At 51.8% G+C, this 19588-nt stretch carries 16 protein-coding genes; 3 read left to right on the forward strand and 13 right to left on the reverse strand.

The window, feature by feature from the left end:
- Nucleotides 1-323: 323 nt before the first annotated feature.
- Genes BXP70_RS25085 through BXP70_RS25100 form a run of 4 tightly spaced genes read right to left on the reverse strand, consistent with a single transcriptional unit; the run spans nt 324 to nt 4362 of the window.
- The gene (locus tag BXP70_RS25085; protein ID WP_086596877.1) at nt 324-2309 is read right to left on the reverse strand and encodes a LysM peptidoglycan-binding domain-containing protein; all 1986 of its coding nucleotides are present in this window, start codon (nt 2307-2309) and stop codon (nt 324-326) included.
- Nucleotides 2309-3748, reverse strand: coding sequence for an Asp-tRNA(Asn)/Glu-tRNA(Gln) amidotransferase subunit GatA (gene gatA / locus BXP70_RS25090; RefSeq protein ID WP_086596878.1), 1440 nt, complete (start codon nt 3746-3748; stop codon nt 2309-2311). The genes BXP70_RS25085 and gatA overlap by 1 nt, the downstream gene beginning before the upstream one ends.
- Before the next feature lie 9 nt (nt 3749-3757).
- Entirely contained in the window at nt 3758-4132 is a 375-nt protein-coding gene (tatA, locus tag BXP70_RS30975) for a Sec-independent protein translocase subunit TatA/TatB (protein WP_086596879.1), read from the reverse strand.
- 8 nt (nt 4133-4140) lie between these two features.
- On the reverse strand, nt 4141-4362 hold the full coding sequence (locus BXP70_RS25100; protein ID WP_086596880.1) for a Sec-independent protein translocase subunit TatA/TatB: 222 nt from the start codon (nt 4360-4362) through the stop codon (nt 4141-4143).
- Nucleotides 4363-4753: 391 nt separating this feature from the next.
- On the opposite strand from BXP70_RS25100, the gene BXP70_RS30045 reads away from it, so the two are divergent.
- Nucleotides 4754-5674 carry a GAF domain-containing DNA-binding protein gene (locus tag BXP70_RS30045; protein WP_218779866.1) on the forward strand — a complete coding sequence of 307 codons (921 nt, stop codon included), beginning with the start codon at nt 4754-4756 and terminating at the stop codon, nt 5672-5674.
- Nucleotides 5675-5972: 298 nt separating this feature from the next.
- Here BXP70_RS30045 and BXP70_RS25110 read toward each other — a convergent pair whose 3' ends face one another.
- The 7 genes from BXP70_RS25110 to BXP70_RS25140 form a co-directional block, all read right to left on the reverse strand.
- Complete coding sequence (locus BXP70_RS25110; RefSeq protein WP_086596881.1) at nt 5973-7331, reverse strand: murein hydrolase activator EnvC family protein; 1359 nt, start codon at nt 7329-7331, stop codon at nt 5973-5975.
- Nucleotides 7315-8094 (reverse strand): DUF4292 domain-containing protein, encoded by a 780-nt coding sequence (locus BXP70_RS25115; protein ID WP_086596882.1) that lies wholly within the window; start codon nt 8092-8094, stop codon nt 7315-7317. Before BXP70_RS25115 ends, BXP70_RS25110 begins: the two co-directional genes overlap by 17 nt.
- Complete coding sequence (locus BXP70_RS25120) at nt 8087-9895, reverse strand: tetratricopeptide repeat protein (protein ID WP_086596883.1); 1809 nt, start codon at nt 9893-9895, stop codon at nt 8087-8089. Before BXP70_RS25120 ends, BXP70_RS25115 begins: the two co-directional genes overlap by 8 nt.
- A gap of 112 nt (nt 9896-10007) precedes the next feature.
- Complete coding sequence (locus BXP70_RS25125; RefSeq protein ID WP_086596884.1) at nt 10008-11018, reverse strand: sugar phosphate nucleotidyltransferase; 1011 nt, start codon at nt 11016-11018, stop codon at nt 10008-10010.
- Between the two features lie 104 nt (nt 11019-11122).
- Entirely contained in the window at nt 11123-11557 is a 435-nt protein-coding gene (gene dut / locus BXP70_RS25130) for a dUTP diphosphatase (protein WP_086596885.1), read from the reverse strand.
- Between the two features lie 118 nt (nt 11558-11675).
- A complete protein-coding gene (locus BXP70_RS25135) occupies nt 11676-13190 on the reverse strand; it encodes a lipopolysaccharide biosynthesis protein (RefSeq protein ID WP_086596886.1) in 1515 nt (504 codons plus the stop codon).
- A gap of 59 nt (nt 13191-13249) precedes the next feature.
- Nucleotides 13250-14038: an enoyl-CoA hydratase/isomerase family protein gene (locus BXP70_RS25140; RefSeq protein ID WP_086596919.1), complete on the reverse strand. Its 789-nt coding sequence runs from the start codon at nt 14036-14038 to the stop codon at nt 13250-13252.
- 177 nt (nt 14039-14215) lie between these two features.
- Here BXP70_RS25140 and mscL point away from each other — a divergent pair, with 177 nt between their 5' ends.
- Both mscL and BXP70_RS25150 read left to right on the forward strand, forming a co-directional pair.
- On the forward strand, nt 14216-14650 hold the full coding sequence (gene mscL / locus BXP70_RS25145) for a large conductance mechanosensitive channel protein MscL (protein WP_086596887.1): 435 nt from the start codon (nt 14216-14218) through the stop codon (nt 14648-14650).
- 133 nt (nt 14651-14783) lie between these two features.
- Complete coding sequence (locus BXP70_RS25150; protein ID WP_086596888.1) at nt 14784-15242, forward strand: hypothetical protein; 459 nt, start codon at nt 14784-14786, stop codon at nt 15240-15242.
- A 118-nt stretch (nt 15243-15360) separates the two neighbouring features.
- Here the strand turns inward: BXP70_RS25150 and BXP70_RS25155 are convergent, their stop codons facing one another.
- Together BXP70_RS25155 and infB are read right to left on the reverse strand one after the other, a co-directional pair.
- Nucleotides 15361-15885, reverse strand: coding sequence for a hypothetical protein (locus tag BXP70_RS25155; RefSeq protein ID WP_143436674.1), 525 nt, complete (start codon nt 15883-15885; stop codon nt 15361-15363).
- Nucleotides 15886-16309: 424 nt separating this feature from the next.
- On the reverse strand, nt 16310-19522 hold the full coding sequence (gene infB / locus BXP70_RS25160; RefSeq protein WP_086596890.1) for a translation initiation factor IF-2: 3213 nt from the start codon (nt 19520-19522) through the stop codon (nt 16310-16312).
- Nucleotides 19523-19588 lie beyond the last annotated feature (66 nt).

A 19588-nucleotide genomic window follows, 5' to 3' on the forward strand; every position in this document is an offset into this window, starting at 1 on the left:
AGGCACTACCTCAATCTTACCGGCTGGGCCTTGCGCGTGGTAGTTGAGGGCGTCTTGTTTGTTAATCTTGGACATGGGAAAAAGTAGAGGCAAGGGGTGGAGGAATTTGCATCTGGCAGGCAAGTTGGCAATTTTGAACGGAATGGAAGGTTCCAGCAACCAACTTAACCATAAAAAAGCCCTGAGCTACAGGATAGCTCAGGGCAAAGAAAATATCTGAATGTCAGCGGTTTGGTAACCTAGCTAGTGCCAAGTTGAAATTAGATTAATCTGGACAGTGCTTTGTCGTAGCAACTAGCCAGCCCCAGCTCTAGATGAGTATGTTAGCTTTGCTCCAGCACTAACTTTTGACCAGGCTTTACTTCGTCCGATTTCAGGTGGTTGAGCTTGCGGAGCTGTTCTACCGTTACGCCATGATAGCGGCGCGAAATATTATAAAGTGTATCGCCAGGCTGTACTAAGTGCACTTTGGGCAATGGCACAGTAGCTGATTTTATTGCAGCCTTAGCGGTAGCACGAGCAGCTACTACCGGGGTAGAGCTGCTAGCTACCACTGCTGGTTCTGGAGCAGCTTCTTCTGCCTCCGAACCATAGAAAACTAGTTTTTGCCCAATACTTAAACTTCCCGACTGAAGGTGGTTCAAGGCCATCAACTGGGCAGTTGTCATTCCGTGCGTACGAGCTAGCTTACCTAGGTTATCGCCGCGTCGCACGCTGTAGCTGATCAATGCACTATCAGTCGTAGTATCGAGGCCAGTAGTTGTTTCTAGCGGCGCCGATATAGGTTTTGATTCTTTGGATACGCGAGCTACCGAAGTTGCTTTAGGAGCTGTTGGAATGGCTTGCGCAACTGCGTCAGAATCTTTTTCGGCTGCAATTAGTACGGAAGGTTCTTGCGCTGTCCTGTGCGTTGCCAGCGCTTCCTTGCCACCAAGCAGCGGTAGCTTGTGGGGAATAGCTAGTTTCTGAACGGCTACTGTCGTAAGGGTGGCATCTATTGGATGCTCAATTGGGACATAGACAACCAGCTGTTGCTTTGGCGTTAAAGCGCGGCCTCGGCGTAAATTATTCCAGCGAGTAAGCTGCGCTGACGTTACATCATACTGCTCCGCTACAGCAGCTAGGTTCTCTCCACGTCGCACTGAATGGCGCAGGCGGCGGTAGCGCACCGCTGCTTTCGGAGAAGTAGCAGCTAGCATGGGCTGGGTAACGGCTGCGTCGAGCAAACTAGGTGAGCGAGGTGTAAGCAAACCCGGAGGTGGTAGCGCTACTTTGCAGAAATCAAGCAACGTGGTGCGGTCGAACGCAGCTAGCTCCGGCCGAATGCAAGCAGGAACGGTAAGCCGATAATTGCGCATCGTTTCCGGCAAATAAGGCTTCTTGATTTCCGGATTTTGACGCGAAATTTCCGCTGAATCCAGCCCGAACTGAGCCGAGAACTTGCGCAAGTCCAAGGACCGGCCCGAGATAATAAGTGTATCCGTTGGCTCTGGATAGAGGTAGTGCAACGAATCGGAGTGGAGCCCGTGTTCATGGGCGTACTTTAGCGTGTAAAGAGCCGCTGTAAAAGTCGGCACGTAGTTGCGTGTTTCTTTGGGCAAATAGGGATAAATAGCCCAGAAATTTCGCTGTCCGCCTGCCCGGCGAATAGCTTTCATAATGTTGCCCGAGCCATAATTGTAAGCCGAGAGGGCTAACTCCCAATCACCAAACATGCGGTACAAATCGCGCAAAAATCGGCAGGCAGCTTCGGTAGATTTTTCAGGGTTCATGCGCTCATCGATGTAGTCGTTGCGCACGAGTCGAAAATCATTGGCCGTGGGTCCCATAAACTGCCACAACCCGACGGCGCCTACACGCGAGCGTGCTTGTGGCACCAGCGCCGATTCTACTACCGCCAGATACTTTAGATCTTTTGGAAGGTTGTATTTCGCTAAGTATTTCTCGAAGAGAGGGAAATACAAGTTCTCCCGCTCCAAAATCCGCTGCGTATAAGCCCGATTATTTATCGTGAAGTAATTCACGAAACTCATCACCGTGTTATTAAACAGGTGTGGCACGTCAGTGTCGAGGCAACCAATGCGGTCCGCTACTAAATCGCGCAGAGTAGGAGGGGTACGTAGCCAAGCAAGCTGCACCGAATCAATTAAGACCGGCGCAGCTACTAGCGAATCCGGCAGCATAAGCTGCACCGAGTCGGTTCGCTCATAGCCTAGGTTTTGTTCAGGTACGATTTGCGCCACCGTCGGCGAGGCAAAAGCGAGCAGCAACAGAAGCCCGGCAATGGTACGAACCAACATGTTTTTCATCAGGGCAATGCAGGGGTGAGCGACTCCGTAACCAGCTTCGAAAAGGCCAGCAGGTGTTCTTCCCGGAACGCGCCGCTGAGAATTTGCAAGCCAATGGGCATACCTTCTGAATCGGTGCCCGATGGCACTGAAATGGCGGGTATGCCAGCCAACGACGCTTGTACCGTAAAAATATCAGCTAGGTACATCGCCAACGTGTCTTGCTCTACATCACCTATATGGAACGCCGTAGTAGGCGTAGTCGGCAACACCAGAAAATCGTACTGACGCAATAATTCGTCGGTTTTTTCCTTGATCAACCGGCGTACCCGTTGAGCCTTCGTGTAGTAAGCATCATAATAATCCGCTGATAACACAAAGGTGCCCAGTAGGATACGACGCTGTACTTCTGGCCCGAACCCTTGTGAACGAGTCTTCTTATAGAGCGACTCTAGATCGGTAGCATCAGGAGCCCGATAGCCATATTTCACTCCATCAAAGCGGCTCAAGTTAGAGCTAGCTTCGGCTGTGGTCAGAATATAGTAAGAAGGAACAATGTAATCGAGGTAAGGAAAATCCACTGCCTCAACTACGTGGCCTTGCCCCCGCAACACTTCTAGTGCTTCTTCCGTAGCTGCTTTAATCTCAGGATTAAGACCTGGACGTTCCAAACAGTCGCGAATGTAACCGATGCGATAGTGAGGCGCGGGCGTGAGCAACTCACTGTAGGCTGGCACAGGCTCCTTGCTTACAGTGCTGTCGAACTCATCTGGGCCCGCCATCACTTCTAATAAAAGTGCAGCGTCTTCTACTGAGCGGGTTAGTGTACCTATCTGATCAAATGACGATGCATAAGCAATCAGACCATAGCGCGAGATGCGCGAGTAGGTAGGCTTGAAGCCCACGATACCACAAAAAGCAGCCGGCTGACGTACTGAACCGCCCGTATCAGAGCCAATAGAAGCTAGGCAGAGGTCAGCTTGTACCGCTACTGCCGAGCCGCCTGAAGATCCGCCTGATACCCGGTCTGGGTCCAACGCGTTACGTACCGGCCCGAAATAAGAGGTTTCATTGGAGGCCCCCATAGCAAACTCGTCGCAGTTCTGGCGGCCAATGAAAATGGCATCTTCCTCCAACAGACGTTGTACAGCCGTGCCCGTGAACAAAGACTTGAAGCCATCGAGGATATGGCTGCTGGATTGCAACGCGTGGTCTTTGTACGCTAGTACATCCTTTAGCCCGACAACCATGCCAGCTAGCTTGCCTGCTGTACCAGCGGCTAGCTTCGCATCCACAGCGTCGGCTTGAGAGCGGGCTTCATCCGCCCAAACCTCCAGGAAGGCGTTCAAATGGCTTTCCCGCTGGATGTTATCCAGATAATACTCCACGAGCTGACGACAGGTGGTGGTGCCTGCCGTCAGCTCGTTTCGAACTTCAATAAGAGAATTAAACCGTCTCAAATCACAAGGTTAGTTGGTGGTCTGATCAAGGCGGGACCGCTCGGAAGTTGGCGGCGTAATACCTCCATCCATAGGCGGCGCTACGGTTGGCTCGGGGCCAGCGTAGGGCTGCGGCTCAGTAGGGGTACCCGGATATACAGGTTGGGTGGGTTGCTGATAGCTCGGAGCGTTGTAGTGCTGCTGGGGAGTAGGACTCTGGCCAGCGTTTTCAATTTCGCTGCGAATCTCACGCGAAGCATCTTTAAACTCGCGAATGCCTTTACCAAGGCCACGCGCTAGCTCAGGGATTTTGTTAGCACCAAAGAAAATCAGGATAACGACCAAGATCAACATCAGCTCGCTACCGCCGATGTCACCTAGAAAAAGCAAAAGGGGAGTGTTCATGGCTATTCTTATCGACGTGGTTGGGTGGGGTCATTAGGGTTGACAGGCCGGTCGCGAAACTCGGGTTTTTCCTCTTTCGAAGCATCTTTGAACTCGCGAATACCTTGCCCCATGCCCCGGAATAACTCCGGAATGCGCTTGGCGCCAAACAGTAAAATGATAGCGACAACAATAAGCAGAATCTCCGTTGTGCCAAAATTGCCGATCAGGAAAAGCGAAGCAAGTGTCATAAAGATGTGGCCTGAAGCCGAGTTAAAGGTGGTGAGCTAGCTATACGCAGTGCAGCCTGGTTCAGGATTGGTAAAAGTACCGCTTAATTTTTAAAGGAGGCGTACAAGTCTTAATCTTTTCAGCATCAGCCGTTATATTCAATCTGCGTTCTGGTCAGTTGCGTACGCTTTTATAGTACTGATCAAATCAAAACTAAGTTCATCGAAGCAAGCAGGTATTTCGCCGAAAATAGTACGAAATACCTGACGTAGAAGCCGTATTTTGTATCCTTGTAAATGCATTTTATGCGTTTGCTACGGTTCTGCTTACACCTGCAGTCGTAATCCGCCCTTTCCTAGCTCTGTTCTAATGCCGTCGAAATCAAATTCTGCTTCTGAAATTACTCGGCCCTTGCTTTCTTCCCTTCGTTCTGTAAACGAAGCAGAACGCCTCGAAGTATTACGGAATTATCAAATTCTAGACACTCCTCCCGAGAAAGCTTTCGACGATTTAGTGCGCTTGGCTGCCTACATCTGCGGTACGCCTGTTTCATTGGTCTCGCTAATTGACGCCGACCGCCAGTGGTTCAAAGCTCAAATTGGGTTTGAGGGTATTCAGAGTACCAGCCGCGATAAAGCCTTCTGTCAGCATGCCATGCTAGCCGATGATGTGTTCGAAGTAGAAGACACAACTAAAGATCCGTTATTCAAGAATAATCCTTTTGTCACGGATACAGCTAGTGGGATCCGCTTTTATGTTGGCGCTCCTCTCATCACACCCGAAGGACAACCTCTAGGTACTATCTGCGCGCTCGATACAGTGCCACGACGGTTGAGTGACGAGCAGCGCGAAGCAATGCGTATTTTGGCTCGGGAGGTTGTTGCACACCTAGAACTGCGTCGGGCGCGGCTACAGTTAGAGCAAGAACAGCAGAAGCTTGATGGGCTACTGCGTATGGCCAATGATGCCGCCGAGTCCATGTATTTAGTTAGTCGGGCCGAGATATTTATTAAGCAGGAGCAGAAGCTACTGCGCCTCAAAACGGCCGACATTCGGTACGTAGAAGCGCTTGGAGACTACGTGAACATCTACACGGGGCGCGAGCGTTTTACGGTGTACAGCACCATGAAAGAGTTGGAAACGAAGTTGCCTGCTCGTGACTTTGCTAGGGTGCACCGCAAGTATATCGTTCGGCTCGACCGCATCGTATCTATTGAAGCAGATGCTGCGCTGGTTGATACTGGGCGCGGCACAGAAGCCAACAACTTGATGCCTGTTTCGATTGGGAATTCTTATAAAAGTGCCTTGCTAAGCCGGCTTAATCTGCTTTAGGTGCTATCGTTAGCTTTCAGTGTTAGCTCCTAACAGGCAGAAGCGCGTAACTAGTCGAGAAAAAATGCCATTTGGCCGAATAGCTATGCGTAAAAGTTAAGGCTTTTTCTATCTTTCGGAATGTTAGCAGAAGAGTCTTTCAGCCAGCGGGCATTGCTGCCTTGTCGCTGTTAGGAGCTTCTGTTAGCTAAGTTTGTTTTCATAGCTTGGAAAGGCACCGTACGCTGTACGGTGTTTTTTTATTTTCCAACTGTGGGTCAAAACAACTAGGGCAAACGCGTGAGTAAGTAATGCCTAGCTATTTGCGACCTAGCCAATTTTCGGGGTTTAGGTTTGCGCTATTCCGCCATACCTGGAACTGAAGCTCAGAAGTTCCTTCCGTGTTGGTGTATACAGTGCCTATCTGTTGGCGCATCTGTACCTGCTCTCCCTCACTTACGCTCACGCTACGCAGCTTCGCATACACCGTGAAATACTCGCCGTGTTGAATCATGACGATGTTATTCATGCCGGCAATATTGGCAACAGTAAGCACCTTGCCATTGAAAATAGCCCGTACCGGCTCACCCGCATTGGTTTGAATATCAACCCCGCGGTTTTCGACTATCACATGCTTGAGTACCGGGTGGGCATGTCGGCCAAAATGTTGTGAGATAAAGCCTTTTGAGACAGGCCATAAGAGCCGGCCCTGGTTTTCGGCAAACGAAGAAGAGAGAACAGCCGCTTCGGGTGTAAGTGTCACACGGTCGACGCGCTCGGCGGCGGCTACTGCGGCATCCTCAGCAGCACTAGTGCGACTCGTGGCGCCTGGACTACGCCGCGTAGCCATATTGCTGCGGGCGGCGGCTCGGGCCGCCGCGCGAGCAGCAGCGGCTCGGGCGGCTCGGGCAATTTCTTCCCGCACGCGCTCCGCAATAAGGTTATCAAGCCGTACTACTGCTTTCTGACGCTCCGCTAACTCTTGACGCAACTGCTCCTCTTGCTGGCTGAGCTTCGTAACGACTTGGTCTTGCTGAGTTTTCAGGGAAATCAGGTTGCGGTTCTCTGAAAGTTGCGTGGTAAGTAGGCTACTCTTTTCTTGCTTTTTCTCCGTCAGACCTGTGAGTTGCTGGGTCAAGCGTTGTTGGGTACTGGCAATCTGGGCGGCTTGGTCGCGGCGCACCTCTGAGTACTGGCGCACGTAGCGCAAGCGCTGCATAAACTGGTTGAATGACTGCGCCGCAAACAGAAACATGATACGATTGTAGCTGTTCGCCGTCTTAGAAGAGGCATACACCAGCCGGCCGTATTCTTCCTGTAGTTGCTTCAGGCTTTGGGAAGTGCGCTGCACTTGCGTCTCCGTCTGCTGCACATCCGACTCGATGTACTTCAGCTCGGAAGAAATGTTGCGGATAACGCCCTGCTGTACGGTGAGCTTTTCCTTCAGTGCATTCAACTGACCTAGGGATGCTTCTTTTTGGCGCTGGGTTTGGGCAAGTATGCGGCTCGTCTCGTTAATGCGGCGCAATGTTGCCTGGCGTTCTCGCTGCAGCTGAGCCTTGGTTTTGGTCCTGGTAGTGGTACGTCGCCGCTGTTGCGCCAACGGAACCGTCACCTGACTCAGCGCCAGCAACCCCACAACTACCCAAATGCTCCAGACTTTACTTTTTCCGCGCATAGCCAGAAGGCACGGAGAAAGGAAACGCTAGGCGCTCCTTGTCTACGTCTACATTGCGGTAGTTAATAGTGGCCGACGAAGTTGGGCCTTGTGCTTGCTGAACCTGAAGCACCACGTTATAGGCAAATAGCTGGTTAGTTGGGGCAACGGCGCGGAAATCGCTAAAGTCAACGGTTACGTTATTTTGACTTTGCGAGTCTTTCACATTAAGCTTTTGCACCTTCTGCTGACCTAGGTTGATCAACTGCTCCACTAGCAAGCTAGCTTGTTGGAACTGTACGCGTTGTGTATTCCCGTCCGTCGTGACCTCCGGCGTAGTGCCACTGGGAGCCAACAAGTAGTTGCCAAGCAAAATAGCTTGCACTTGGTCGAAGGTAACAGGCACATTTAGCCGTTGGCTTAAGTACGCAAAATCACCGGCGTAATACTCCCGCTGTAGCTTGTTGAGCACCCGAACAGAGTCGCGGGTGATGTAGGCACGTGCTCCTTCAAAACCTGCCACCGAAACGGAGAGCCAAATGATGCTGTCCTTGCGGACGCGCAGCGTCAAGTTCGCTGTTGGTAGCTTGTTGCCCTCTTGGTCGATCTGTGCCTTTCCCTTGGCGGACAGATAGCGAAAATCGACGCTAGACGCCCGCGCCACGTCAACTACTGGAGTTGGCGCAGTGCTAGGGTTCTTCGAAGTGGTCGGGACGGCCTTACGAGCGCACGCTCCTAGCAGAAAAGTTGCTAGGAACAACACCAGCGGGAAGCATCTATTCATATAACTTTTTTTCTTTGATTTTGCGGTCAACAAAGGGTGAAGCACCCCCGATGGCCTTGGCACGCTGCCATTGCGCCAGCGCTTTTTCCTGGTCGCCCAATTGGTAGAGAACGTCTCCGTAATGCTCGAAAATAGTGGCGTCCTTTGAGGTCTTCAACGCTCTTTCCAAGCTTTGGCGGGCGCCAGTATAATCTTTTTGCTTGTAGAGCACCCACGCATACGTATCTAGGTAGGTGTCGTTGTCGGGATACTGCTTGACGAGTTTAGCCGCCATCTCTTTCGCTTTTTCGAGCTTTTCGCCACGTATCGACAAGAAATAGCTGTAGTTATTTAGCGCTTGTGCGTTATTGGCATCGAAAGCTAGTGCCGCCTCGTAGGCTGCATCTGACTTGGCGTTATCCTTTAGTTCGTGGTAGGCATCTCCGAGTTGTGTGTTGAACTGCGCTAACAATTCCGGATTGTCAGTGGCTAGCTTGCGCCCATATTCCAGCGACTTTACCCCTTTTGCCGGCTGCTTGTTTAATAAATGCGCTACTCCGTTATAGAACCATAGCGACGCCTGATTTGGGAAAAGCTCCAAGGCCCGTTCGGAGTGTCGCAACAGGGAATCCGTTTGGCTCAGCTCAGCGTCGATCAATACTACTTGTTGCCACAACTGAAACTTAGAGTTGTCGAGATGTATGGCCTTCAAGTACGTATCACGGGCATCTTTCTTATGCTCCGTTATTGTTTGAATATCACCTGCAACAGCATACGCTTTTGCTTCCTTAGGATGCATTCGGGTAGTGATGGCTGCTAGGTCGAGGGCAGTTTGCTCCAACTTGGGGTTAGGTAGCTGCCGAATATAATCAACCAGAATCCGCACTTTGTCGTCGATATCAAGCGCCGGGCTTTCAAAAGCTTGCTTGATTTGCTTTTCTGACTCGGGTGTGTTGCCTTGCTGCCGGTACACGTCCGCCAAGATCATGCGGGCCTGTGGATTATCCGGATCCTGTTTTAGCGCTTGTTGGGCAACGCGAATGGCATCGGGCAAGCGGTTGTTGGAGGCGTACAGTTCAGCTTGGGCAATTACATAGCGAATCTCTTCCGGATTGGTGGAGATGAGCGTTTCACCTTCCTTTAGCGCTTTGTCGAGGTTGTTCTGCTTCAGGTAGATCTGCTGCTTTTTGAACGATACCTCATCGATGGGGCCAAATTGTTTCTCGGCTTGGTCAAATGTAGCCAGTGCCTCGTTTAGTTTGCCCTGCGCCATGTACAGATCAGCTAGGTTGAACAAGTAGTAGCCCGAGTTGGGTACGTCCTGAATAAGGCTGGTATAAACCTTCGTCGCTTGATCGAACTGTTTCTGATTCGTGTAGATCTGGGCTAGTAGCAGGTAGTAATAGGCATTCTTGGGGTCGAGTTTGACGGCCGCATTCGCGAAGTTCGTCGCATCCTTGTAATTGCCACTCAACAAATTAGTCTCGGCAATCTTATAGTTGATGGCCGCGTTGCTGGGGTTGAGTGCGTAGGCTTTCAGCAGCCGCTCTAGCGCTTTGTTGTAATCTTCTAGGAGCAAATACTTTACCCCATCCACGAAAAAAGACTCGCTGATTTCGCGGTCCTTTTCCGAAAGCGGCTGGGCTTGTTGCTTGGCCGACTCCAGTGTAGCACGACGAGCTAGCTCTTTGCGCTCTTTGCGACTGAGTTTGCGCGGTTTTGCCGTAGCTGCCTCGGAACCTGAGCTAGCCTGCTGGGCATAGCTCTCCTGGGCAAGCAACAGACTTAGGAAAAGAAAAAAAGAAAGTGAAAAACGACTCATGGACGCAAGAGCGCGGACAACAGTCCGCCATTCGGATAAAGGAGTTAAGCCAACTACGCAAATAGGCAAACAAATGTCCGCGCTCCTGATAACGTCACAAGTAACAAAAATATCACACGCGCAGCGTGTTATAGTCACCTAGGCTCAGGTCTTTTGGCGTGCTCGCTACTGTAGCGAAGTTACCAATCATAGAGTTAGTTACCGTCGTGTGCGCAACCGTAGCCGACTGTTGTACGATAGAGTTCGACACAACCGAGCCGCGAACATTCGATTGATTACCGAGCGATACGTGCGGACCTACCACCGAATCAGTGATAATTACACCTTCTCCCACGTACACGGGCGGAATCAGAACGCTGTTGGTAACCTTGGCCGATTCGGCTACTAGGTTTTCGCCGCGCTCCTGCAAGTATTCTAGGTAGCGCTGGTTGGTGTACACGGTGGCGTCTTTGTTCCCGCAGTCGAGCCACTCTGTTACGCGGCCTGGTACGAATACCGTGCCTTTGTTCTTCATGTTCTCTAGTGCGTTCGTGAGCTGGAATTCGCCTTTGTCCTTGATGTTGTTGTCCAGCAGGAACTGAAGCTCTTCGCGCAGATAAGCACCATCCTGGAAGTAGTAGATACCAATGATAGCTAGGTCCGATACAAACTCCTCTGGCTTCTCCACGAAGTCGGTAATCTCACCGTTTTCGTCCAGCTTCACTACGCCGAATGGCTTAGGATCATCTACGCGCTGCACCCAAATTGTGCCAGCTGCTGAGCTGTCGAGTGTGAAATCAGCTTTGAAGAGCGTGTCAGCGAAAGCCACTACTAATGGGCCGCTCAAGGAGTCTTTGGCTGCTAGGATAGCGTGGGCAGTACCTAGGGGTTCATCTTGGTAGTAGATAGAACCTTTAGCGCCTACTGATTCAGCAATCTGGACAAGGCTTTTCTCTACCGTTTCGCCGAAGCGGCCGATAATGAAAGCTACTTCGTCAACTGGTTCCCCACACACCTTCGCAATATCTTCCACTAGGCGTTGCACAATAGGTTTGCCCGCAATTGGAATAAGTGGTTTGGGAACCGTGAGCGTGTGCGGACGCATGCGTTTGCCCATGCCGGCCATCGGGACGATGATTTTCATAGTAGGAATGGTGATAATAGGGAAATGAGAGGTGAGTTTTGTTGAGGACAGGTAAGAAAGGAAATTATGACAAAGAAGCGAAGTACAGCGGCAAAACTAGCGTGCTATTGTACGCCCGTACTGCCGTAGCCGCCCGCACCACGCACCGTTTCGCTTAGCACCTCGGCTAGCTCCCACGTGATGGTTTCGTGCCGCGCCACAATCAGTTGCGCTATCCGCTCGCCATCTTGCACGACAAACACTGTGTCGGAAAGATTGACCAGCAATACCATCAGTTCGCCTCGGTAGTCGGCGTCGATGGTGCCGGGGCTATTAACGATGGTGATGCCGTGCTTGTAGGCTAAGCCGCTACGCGGGCGGACCTGTACTTCATATCCCACCGGGATTTCCATGAACAGCCCCGTTGGGATAAGCGCCCGTTGTAGGGGCTTCAACGTAACCGGCTCCGTGAGGTTGGCTCGCACGTCCAAGCCAGCGGCGTGGGCCGTCTGGTAGGCGGGCAGCGGATGCCGGGAACGATTGATGACAGGTATTTGCATGAGCAGAACAGGAGGCGTTGGTCGTATTTCGCAACAAAGATAGACCGAACGTAATGTTAGGTACGGTAGTCCAAAAGATTTTGGAAATTTACGCAGGATGATACCTACTACCTAGGTATTACTTCCTCGTTAGTTGGGGCGCCGTAACCTGTTTGGCTGGGCGCTCAACTAGATAAAGCAGCCCTACAAAGAGGAGGCAAAGCCCTACGTGGAAAGTATGTCGCAACCAATATTCAGTTATCGGGGTGAACCAGGACACGGCTACTATTCCAATGGCAAATAATAGCCACGCTGCCAAGCGGCGCACAGGATACGGAATGGGATAATGCCGCTGCCCCAACCATCCGCATACGACCGCCATCATAAAATAGCATGCTAGGGTAGTAATGGCGCTGCCCATATAGCCGAGCACTGGAATCAGTAGGAAGTTCAGCACGATAGTTAGCACGGCACCAGCTAGGCTGATGTAGGTACCAAAGTAGGTCTTATCAGTTAGCTTAAACCAAACTGATAGATTGTAATACATACCCAAAAAGAGGTTGGCTAATAAAAGCACTGGCACCACAGCTAGGCCCGTGCGGTATTCAGGGCTGCGAAGAAGCAAGCCGAAATCCTCGATGTTGACGCTAATGAATACAAAAATGAATGCGCAACACAGCGTGAACCACTTCAGGATCAGCGCGAAAGTTGCTGGTGAATTCTTCTCAGTTGATTGGGAAAAGAAGAATGGCTCGGCTGCATAACGGAAGGCCGTAATAACCAGCGACATAAAAATGGCGAGCTTGTAGCAGGCACCATAAATCCCCATTGCTGCCTCACTCGATTTGCCAGGATAAAAGCCTTCCGGGAGCCAGTACTTGAGGAGTGGTCGGTCAAAGGTTTCGTTTACCATGCCCGCTAATCCCATGAACATAAGTGGATAAGCGTATTGCAGCATGGGCCGTAAGAAGGCTAGGTTTAGCCGGAACTGAAAGTCGGTTAGCTCTCGCCATAGCATCGGAATGTACAGCAAGTTTGCCAGTAGCCCGATAAGGAAAACGTAGCCAACCCCTAGGTTCGGACTATAGACCAAGTTCACCAGCGGTTGCAAGGCGGTCAAGTACTTGCCAGCTAGTATATCGGGACATAGCACGATGAAAAACAGCGACAAACCAACATTAAGCAAGATGTTGACGAATCGTACAGTTGCTACTTTGCGCGCTTTGTTTTCTAAGCGCAGCCGGGCAAAAGCAATGGCTGACACTGCATCAATGCCCATTACCAGTGCCAGCCAAATTAAGTACTTCTCCTTCCCTGGATACTGTAGAACCTGTGCTAGGGTAGGGGAAAGTAGCACAAACAAGCCGCTCAATACAAAGCTGGTGACTAACAGCAGGCTCAGTACTCGGTCGTATAGTTCTTGCCGATCTGCGCCAGGACGGGTAGCAAACCGGAAGAAAGCCGACTCCATCCCGTAGGTAAAGAAGATATTCAGGAAAGCTACGTACGCATACAGCTCCGTTACGATGCCATACGCAGCGGCTGGAAATCGACTTGTATACAGTGGCACTAGCAAGAACGTCAGCGCACGGCCGACGATACTGCTCACGCCATACACGGCCGTTTGCCCGACCAATTTTTTGGCTACACTCATTTAAAATAAGGCAAAGGTATCGTCGCCATCATGTGCGGCAGGAAACCAAGCAGAGAGGCTTAGTTTCCCTTGAAGACAGCCGGACGCTTCTCAAGAAATGCGCCCGTGCCTTCCCGAAAATCGTCGGACCCGCAGCAGCGGCTGAAGGCATTCGCTTCCGTTTGGTAGCCGTGGCGCTCCTGGTCGAATGCTGCATTCACACAGTCGATGACCAAGCCCACGGCAAGCGGAGCTTTTGTGAGAATACGCCCTAGTAACTGTTGGCAGAAAGGCAGGAGTTCAGCCGCCGGCACCACGTGGTTGACGAGGCCCAACCGCAATGCCTCATCGGCTTTGATCTGGTCACCCGTTAGCATGAGCTCTAGGGCCTTGCCCTTGCCAATAAGCTGGGTAAGACGCTGCGTGCCGCCGTAGCCCGGAATCAAACCTAGGTTTACTTCTGGCTGGCCGAAGCGGGCGTTTTCGGAAGCTACACGCAAGTGGCAAGCCATGGCTAGCTCGCAGCCGCCGCCGAGCGCGAAGCCATTCACGGCGGCAATTACTGGCTTAGAGCTTTCCTCGATCAAGCAGAAGGCCTCTTGGCCAAGCTCAGCGGCCCGCCGACCCGTTATTTCGTTCAGATCAGCTAGCTCGGCAATATCAGCCCCTGCTACGAAGGCTTTCTCGCCGCTGCCCGTTAAGATGATGCCACGCACATCGGCGTCATCCAGCGCTTCCTGCATGGCCTGCCGAATATTCTCAATGGTAGCTGCATTCAGCGCATTGAGCTTAGTCGGCCGGTTCAGGGTGATGGTCAGGATGCCAGAAGCAGCGTCCAGGGTGTACAGTAGGTTTTCAAAAAGAGCCATGAGCAGCAGAAGCAAAAGCCGTCAGATAAGGCGCAAAGATAGAAGCAAAACCTTGGTAGCTCGCAGATGCCGCCAACGGCCACCGCGTAAACTCAATTTCGCAACACAGATAATGAAACATTAGTCTCTATATTTAGCCGGGCTGTTCATGTTTCACTTATAAACCTTTCTAAGCTAATGGGTTTCGTAAACGAATTCAAAGAGTTTATCTCCAAAGGAAATGTGTTGGACTTGGCAGTGGGCGTAATTATTGGAGCTGCTTTCGGTAAGATTGTCACTTCCCTAACCGAAGATGTGTTGATGCCAGTCCTAGGTCTGGTAACTGGGGGAATAGACTTTAAGAACTGGTTTTTTGCCTTGGATGGACAATCCTACAAGACAATCGAACAGGCGAAAGCTGCGGGTGCTGCTACCATTAACTATGGCTTGTTCTTGAATGCCATTTTCTATTTCTTCATTATTGCCTTCTGTGTATTTCTGATTGTAAAAGCCGCAAACCGCATCAAGCTGCGGCCTCTGGCCGCGCCTGTTATTGATCCAGGGCCAACGAAAGAGCAGATATTATTAATGGAAATCCGAGATGCGCTACGCGGACCTACTCTGAAGTCCTAAAGAAAGAAAGCAGTAAGTATCTCTTTTTCTTGTAATTTGAACGAAGTTATTACGTTACCCGTTAGCGGCTTGCATGAGGTTATGCACCGCAGCTTCAGCCTAGCGAGTGGTACGACCCTTACTTCTTCCTTGCATGAAAAGACTGATTGCTGCTACTTGGTTGGCAGTTCTATTTTTTGTTTCCCATGGACAAGCGCAAACCACAGACTCGCGCTCTTCGTCCATTGTACAGGGGGCGCCAGGCACTGAAAGCAACCCGCGCAAAGCTAAAAAGAAGGATTCTGCGTCGGATGTTGCTCGTATGCAACGCCGGATGAGCATGAACCCCGACGAAGCAAAGCGTGACCAGCAGATGGAAATTCTTGCGGCACGTTCGGGAGGAACGTCCAATACCAGTTTCGGACGAGCGACCGGACCTGCTCGGCAATTTGAAAAGGGCAATGGCGGTTTCACAGTGCGCAAATTCAAAGACAGCCGCATTGGTACCGCCCGTCAAAAGCGTGGCCAGTCTCGGCCCGCCCCTGGTATCGACCCTAAGGGCAAGCCTCTTAAGCATACGTATAAAAAGAAGCACCATTTTTTGTTCTTCTAAACACGAAAAAGCCCTGGCAATGTTGCCAGGGCTTTTTCGTGTTTAGTACGGTCGAGTCATGCCAGTTATATCAGCTTACGCTAAGCGCTGTTGGCATCCGCTGGCTCTGCGCTCGGACTTAAAACTTAGCAGTAAGACCTAGCTTTAAATAAGTCATATCGTAACCAGCCTCTGCAAAAACGCCTACTTTTTCCGTTACAAAGTAACGGCCACCTAGAAAGATACCCGTTGCTAGGTGCAGGCCGTCGTCCTTGTAAGTATCCCGCAGAGTAGAATTCGTATTAGAATAGGTGTTAAGACGTACACCTACCGTCAGACCGGCGTACGTATCTATCTGCGGATTGCTAGTCAGGTTATAATGGTAAGTGCCACGAGCCATTAAAAGAATATCTGTCCAACTCGCTTTGTAATCCGTTTTCGGAAATTCGTAGTAGTAGTGCTTATAGCCTAGCAGACCCCCTAGGCTAAGGGTTCCAGGGCCGAAGCTATCCGTGATACCTTGTTCATAGGTGACGCTTAGCGCCGGCGATTGTTTGAGGCTTCCGAAGACGTCATACCCATGGTTGGCGCCTAGTAACCCAATACCAACGTTCAGTGCCTTATCGCCGGGATGAAATGTGGAGGTGGTTTGCGGTTCATACATAGTGTTCAGTACCGTTTGCACCTGCGTCACGCCCTTCTGTATGGTGGTTGGTTCTTGAGAAGCAGGCGAACTGGCTTTCGTTGGAGAGCTGGCGGGCGCTTTTGAGGTTGCCTTTGAAGAAGAACTTGGCGTTTTTGTCGACTTTTTGGTTTGAGCTAGCCCTGATCCGCTAGCAAGTACAAAGGAGAGTAGGAGTAGCGGACTGGCAAGCTGCTTTATCATGAGCATAGGTGAATGGTGCAAAAGACCTAGGTAGAGTCTACGCCCTATATACGATTTCTTAGGTGTTTGTAGTACAAAACTCTTTACTTAATCTACCATTCGTTGAGCTGAAATCATAGAAGAGGTAGTTGCCGGGAAGAAACAAAAAGCCCCAACGATAATCGTTGGGGCTTTTTGTTTAAGTGTATTTCGCAAGCGAAGCTTACAAAGTACGCTTCACTTCTTTCTCTTCGAAGCCTTCGATGTTGTCGCCTTCTCGCAAGTCATTGAAGTTCTTCACACTGATACCGCATTCGTAACCTTGCCGCACTTCCGATACATCATCTTTAAAGCGCTTGAGGTCCTGAATTTCGCCTGTATGCAACACAATGCCGTCGCGTACTACCCGCACTTTGGTTTTGCGGGTGAACGTGCCGTCGGTAACCATACAGCCAGCAATGGTACCTATCTTGGTGATGTTGAACACCTGACGAACCTCGGCGTTGGCTACTACTACTTCCTGCACCGTTGGGGCAAGCATGCCTTCCATGGCATCCTTCACCTCGTTGATGGCGTTGTAGATGATCGAGTAGAGGCGGATATCGATCTGCTCTTGCTCAGCCAGTTTCCGAGCACTCTGCGAAGGACGCACCTGGAAGCCGATGATGATAGCATCGGAAGCCGACGCCAACAGTACATCCGATTCGGAGATGGCACCCACTCCTTTGCTGAGGATATTCACTTTCACCTCAGGCGTGCTCAATTTCAATAGCGAGTCGGAGAGGGCTTCTACCGAACCGTCCACGTCACCTTTCACCAACACGTTCAGTTCTTTGAACGAGCCAATAGCTAGGCGGCGACCAATCTCATCGAGCGTGATGTGCTTCTTCGTGCGCATGCTCTGCTCACGAGTGAGTTGCTGGCGCTGGGTGGCCAGTTCGCGGGCTTCGCGTTCTGTCTCCATCACCTGAATCTTATCACCCGCTTGTGGAGCACCCGTCAGACCAAGCACCTGCACCGGAGTAGCCGGACCAGCTTGCTTCATCTTCTTGCCACGGTGATCCGTCATCGCCTTTACACGGCCATAATGCGGACCTGCCAGCACGATGTCACCAACGCGCAGCGTACCAGTTTGTACCAGAACGGTCGTTACATAGCCCCGGCCCTTGTCGAGAGAGGCCTCAATAACAGTTCCGACTGCATTGCGGTCAGGGTTAGCTTTGAGCTCAAGGAGTTCTGCCTCTAGCAGCACTTTCTCCAGTAGATCTTCTATGCCAAGACCCGACTTCGCCGAAACTTCCTGCGACTGGTATTTGCCGCCCCATTCTTCAACGAGGATGTTAATGGCCGACAGCTCCTCGCGAATCTTATCTGCGTTGGCAGAGGGCTTATCAATTTTGTTGAGCGCAATAACAAGTGGTACGCCCGCAGCTTGTGCATGGTTGATAGCTTCCTTCGTCTGCGGCATCACCGAGTCGTCGGCTGCTACCACAATGATGGCGATGTCCGTTACTTTCGCACCACGAGCACGCATAGCTGTAAAGGCTTCGTGACCCGGAGTGTCAAGGAACGTTACGCGCTTGCCTGAAGCCGTCATTACATCATAAGCACCAATGTGCTGGGTAATACCTCCGGCTTCGCCTTTCGCTACAGTTGCATTACGGATGTAGTCAAGGAGCGAAGTTTTACCGTGGTCAACGTGCCCCATGATTGTTACAATCGGAGCGCGGGGCTGCAAGTCTTCGTCTGCATCCTCAACACCTAGGTCTGTTTCTTCTTCTTCCGCCGACAAGAACTCTACGTCGTAACCAAATTCATCCGCAATAACGGTGATGGCTTCTGCGTCGAGACGCTGGTTGATGGATACGAACATACCCATACCAAGGCAAATCTTGATTACCTCGTTGACCGATACGTCCATGAGTGAAGCTAGGTCATTGGCCGAGATAAATTCGGTGACCTTTAGCGTCTTCGACGCTAGCTCATTTTGCTGACGTTGCAAGTCAGCTGCCTCAGCGACACCTGCGCGCTTATCGCGACGGTATTTGGCGCGGTTGTTTTGTGAACCACCACGGCCACCGCTAAGCTTCGCTAGCGTAGCTTTGATTTGCTCCTGGATTTGACGTTCGTTCTGCTCGGGGGTAACAGCTGGTGCCGCTGCTGGCCGTGGAGCATGAGCGCCACCTTGACCCGGGCGTTGGTTTGGTCCGCCTGGGCGCTGCTGACCTTGGTTGCCACCTTGCCGTTGCTGGCCAGGAGCGTTGTGTGGACGGTTGCCTTGGCCTTGTTGGTTGCCACCTTGCCCACCCTGTCCTTGGTTATTACCTTGGCCTTGCTGGCCACCACCTGTATTTGGTGCACCAGGGGTAGGCAGACGTTGCCGCTTTTTCTTGGTGTCGGGGCCTAGGCCACTCTTCCGAACGTCGGAAGATGCCACTGGTCGACGGCTGTTATTGCCACCACCACCACGGCGCGAGGAGTCAACAGGCAATTCGATCTTGCCAAGTACGGTCAGGCCTTTCAGCTGATCGGCTTTAGCTACAATTGTACTCGTGTCTTCTGGCGTGGCAGGAGCTTCTACAGCGGCAGGCGCAACAGGTGCTGGTGCAACAGGAGGAGAAGCTACCGGAGCAGATGCCACTGGTGCTGGGGCAGGCGCAGGGGTTGGCTGCGGAGCTGGCGTAGTAGCTACTGGAACAGGCGCAGGAGGAGTAACAGGCGCTGGCGCCGGTGCCGGAGTAGTTACTGGCTGGGCGGCTGGAGCTGGCTTCGCCTCTGCTGAAGGCTGAGGGGTGGGGGCAACCGTAGATGCAGGCGATGGTTTGGGCTCTGCTGGCTTAGCAGCTACCGGAGCAGGCTGGGCAGCAGTAGCTGCTACCACAGGTGCAGGTGCTGGCGTAGGAGCTGCAGGACGCGGCGGAACTGGCCGGCCTTTCGCATCAAGCTCGATCTTGCCTAACACCTTCAAGCCTGGAGCACGCGGGCTCTCTGCAGGGGCAGACGGCGTCGCAGTAGCTGGTGCGGCAGGAGCAGGGGTATAAACGGGCGCCGCCGGTTGCGAAGCCGCAATCGGTGCTGGTTGTGCCGCAGCAGTCTGTTTAGATTCTTCTGGTGCTTTAGGAGCGGGAGCAGCAGGGGGTACAACAGGCGCAGCTACGCTACCATTGGCTTTGGGAGCCACGGGTTCAGGGCGGGTCGGGGCCGCCTCTAGCTCATTTTGGCGCTTTGCCTGGCTGAGCTTTGAGGCTTCTATCTTGTCCTGAGCCGACGATTCGAATGCTTTGTTGAGCAGGGAAACCTGCTCCGACGTTAGCTTCGTCGTTGGCTTGTTTTCGATTTGATGCCCCTTTCCCGCCAGGAAGTCTACAACAGTAGACAATCCGATGTTGAGGTCTTTGGCTGCCTGCTGTAGCCGTTTGGGTGTTGCTTCCGCCATTCTATGCTCGCGAACGATACTCGTATTCAGTTGCAAAGGTACTACATTAAATCTTGCCGAACGGCG

Source organism: Hymenobacter crusticola (genome assembly GCF_002154225.1).
GTDB lineage: Bacteria > Bacteroidota > Bacteroidia > Cytophagales > Hymenobacteraceae > Hymenobacter > Hymenobacter crusticola.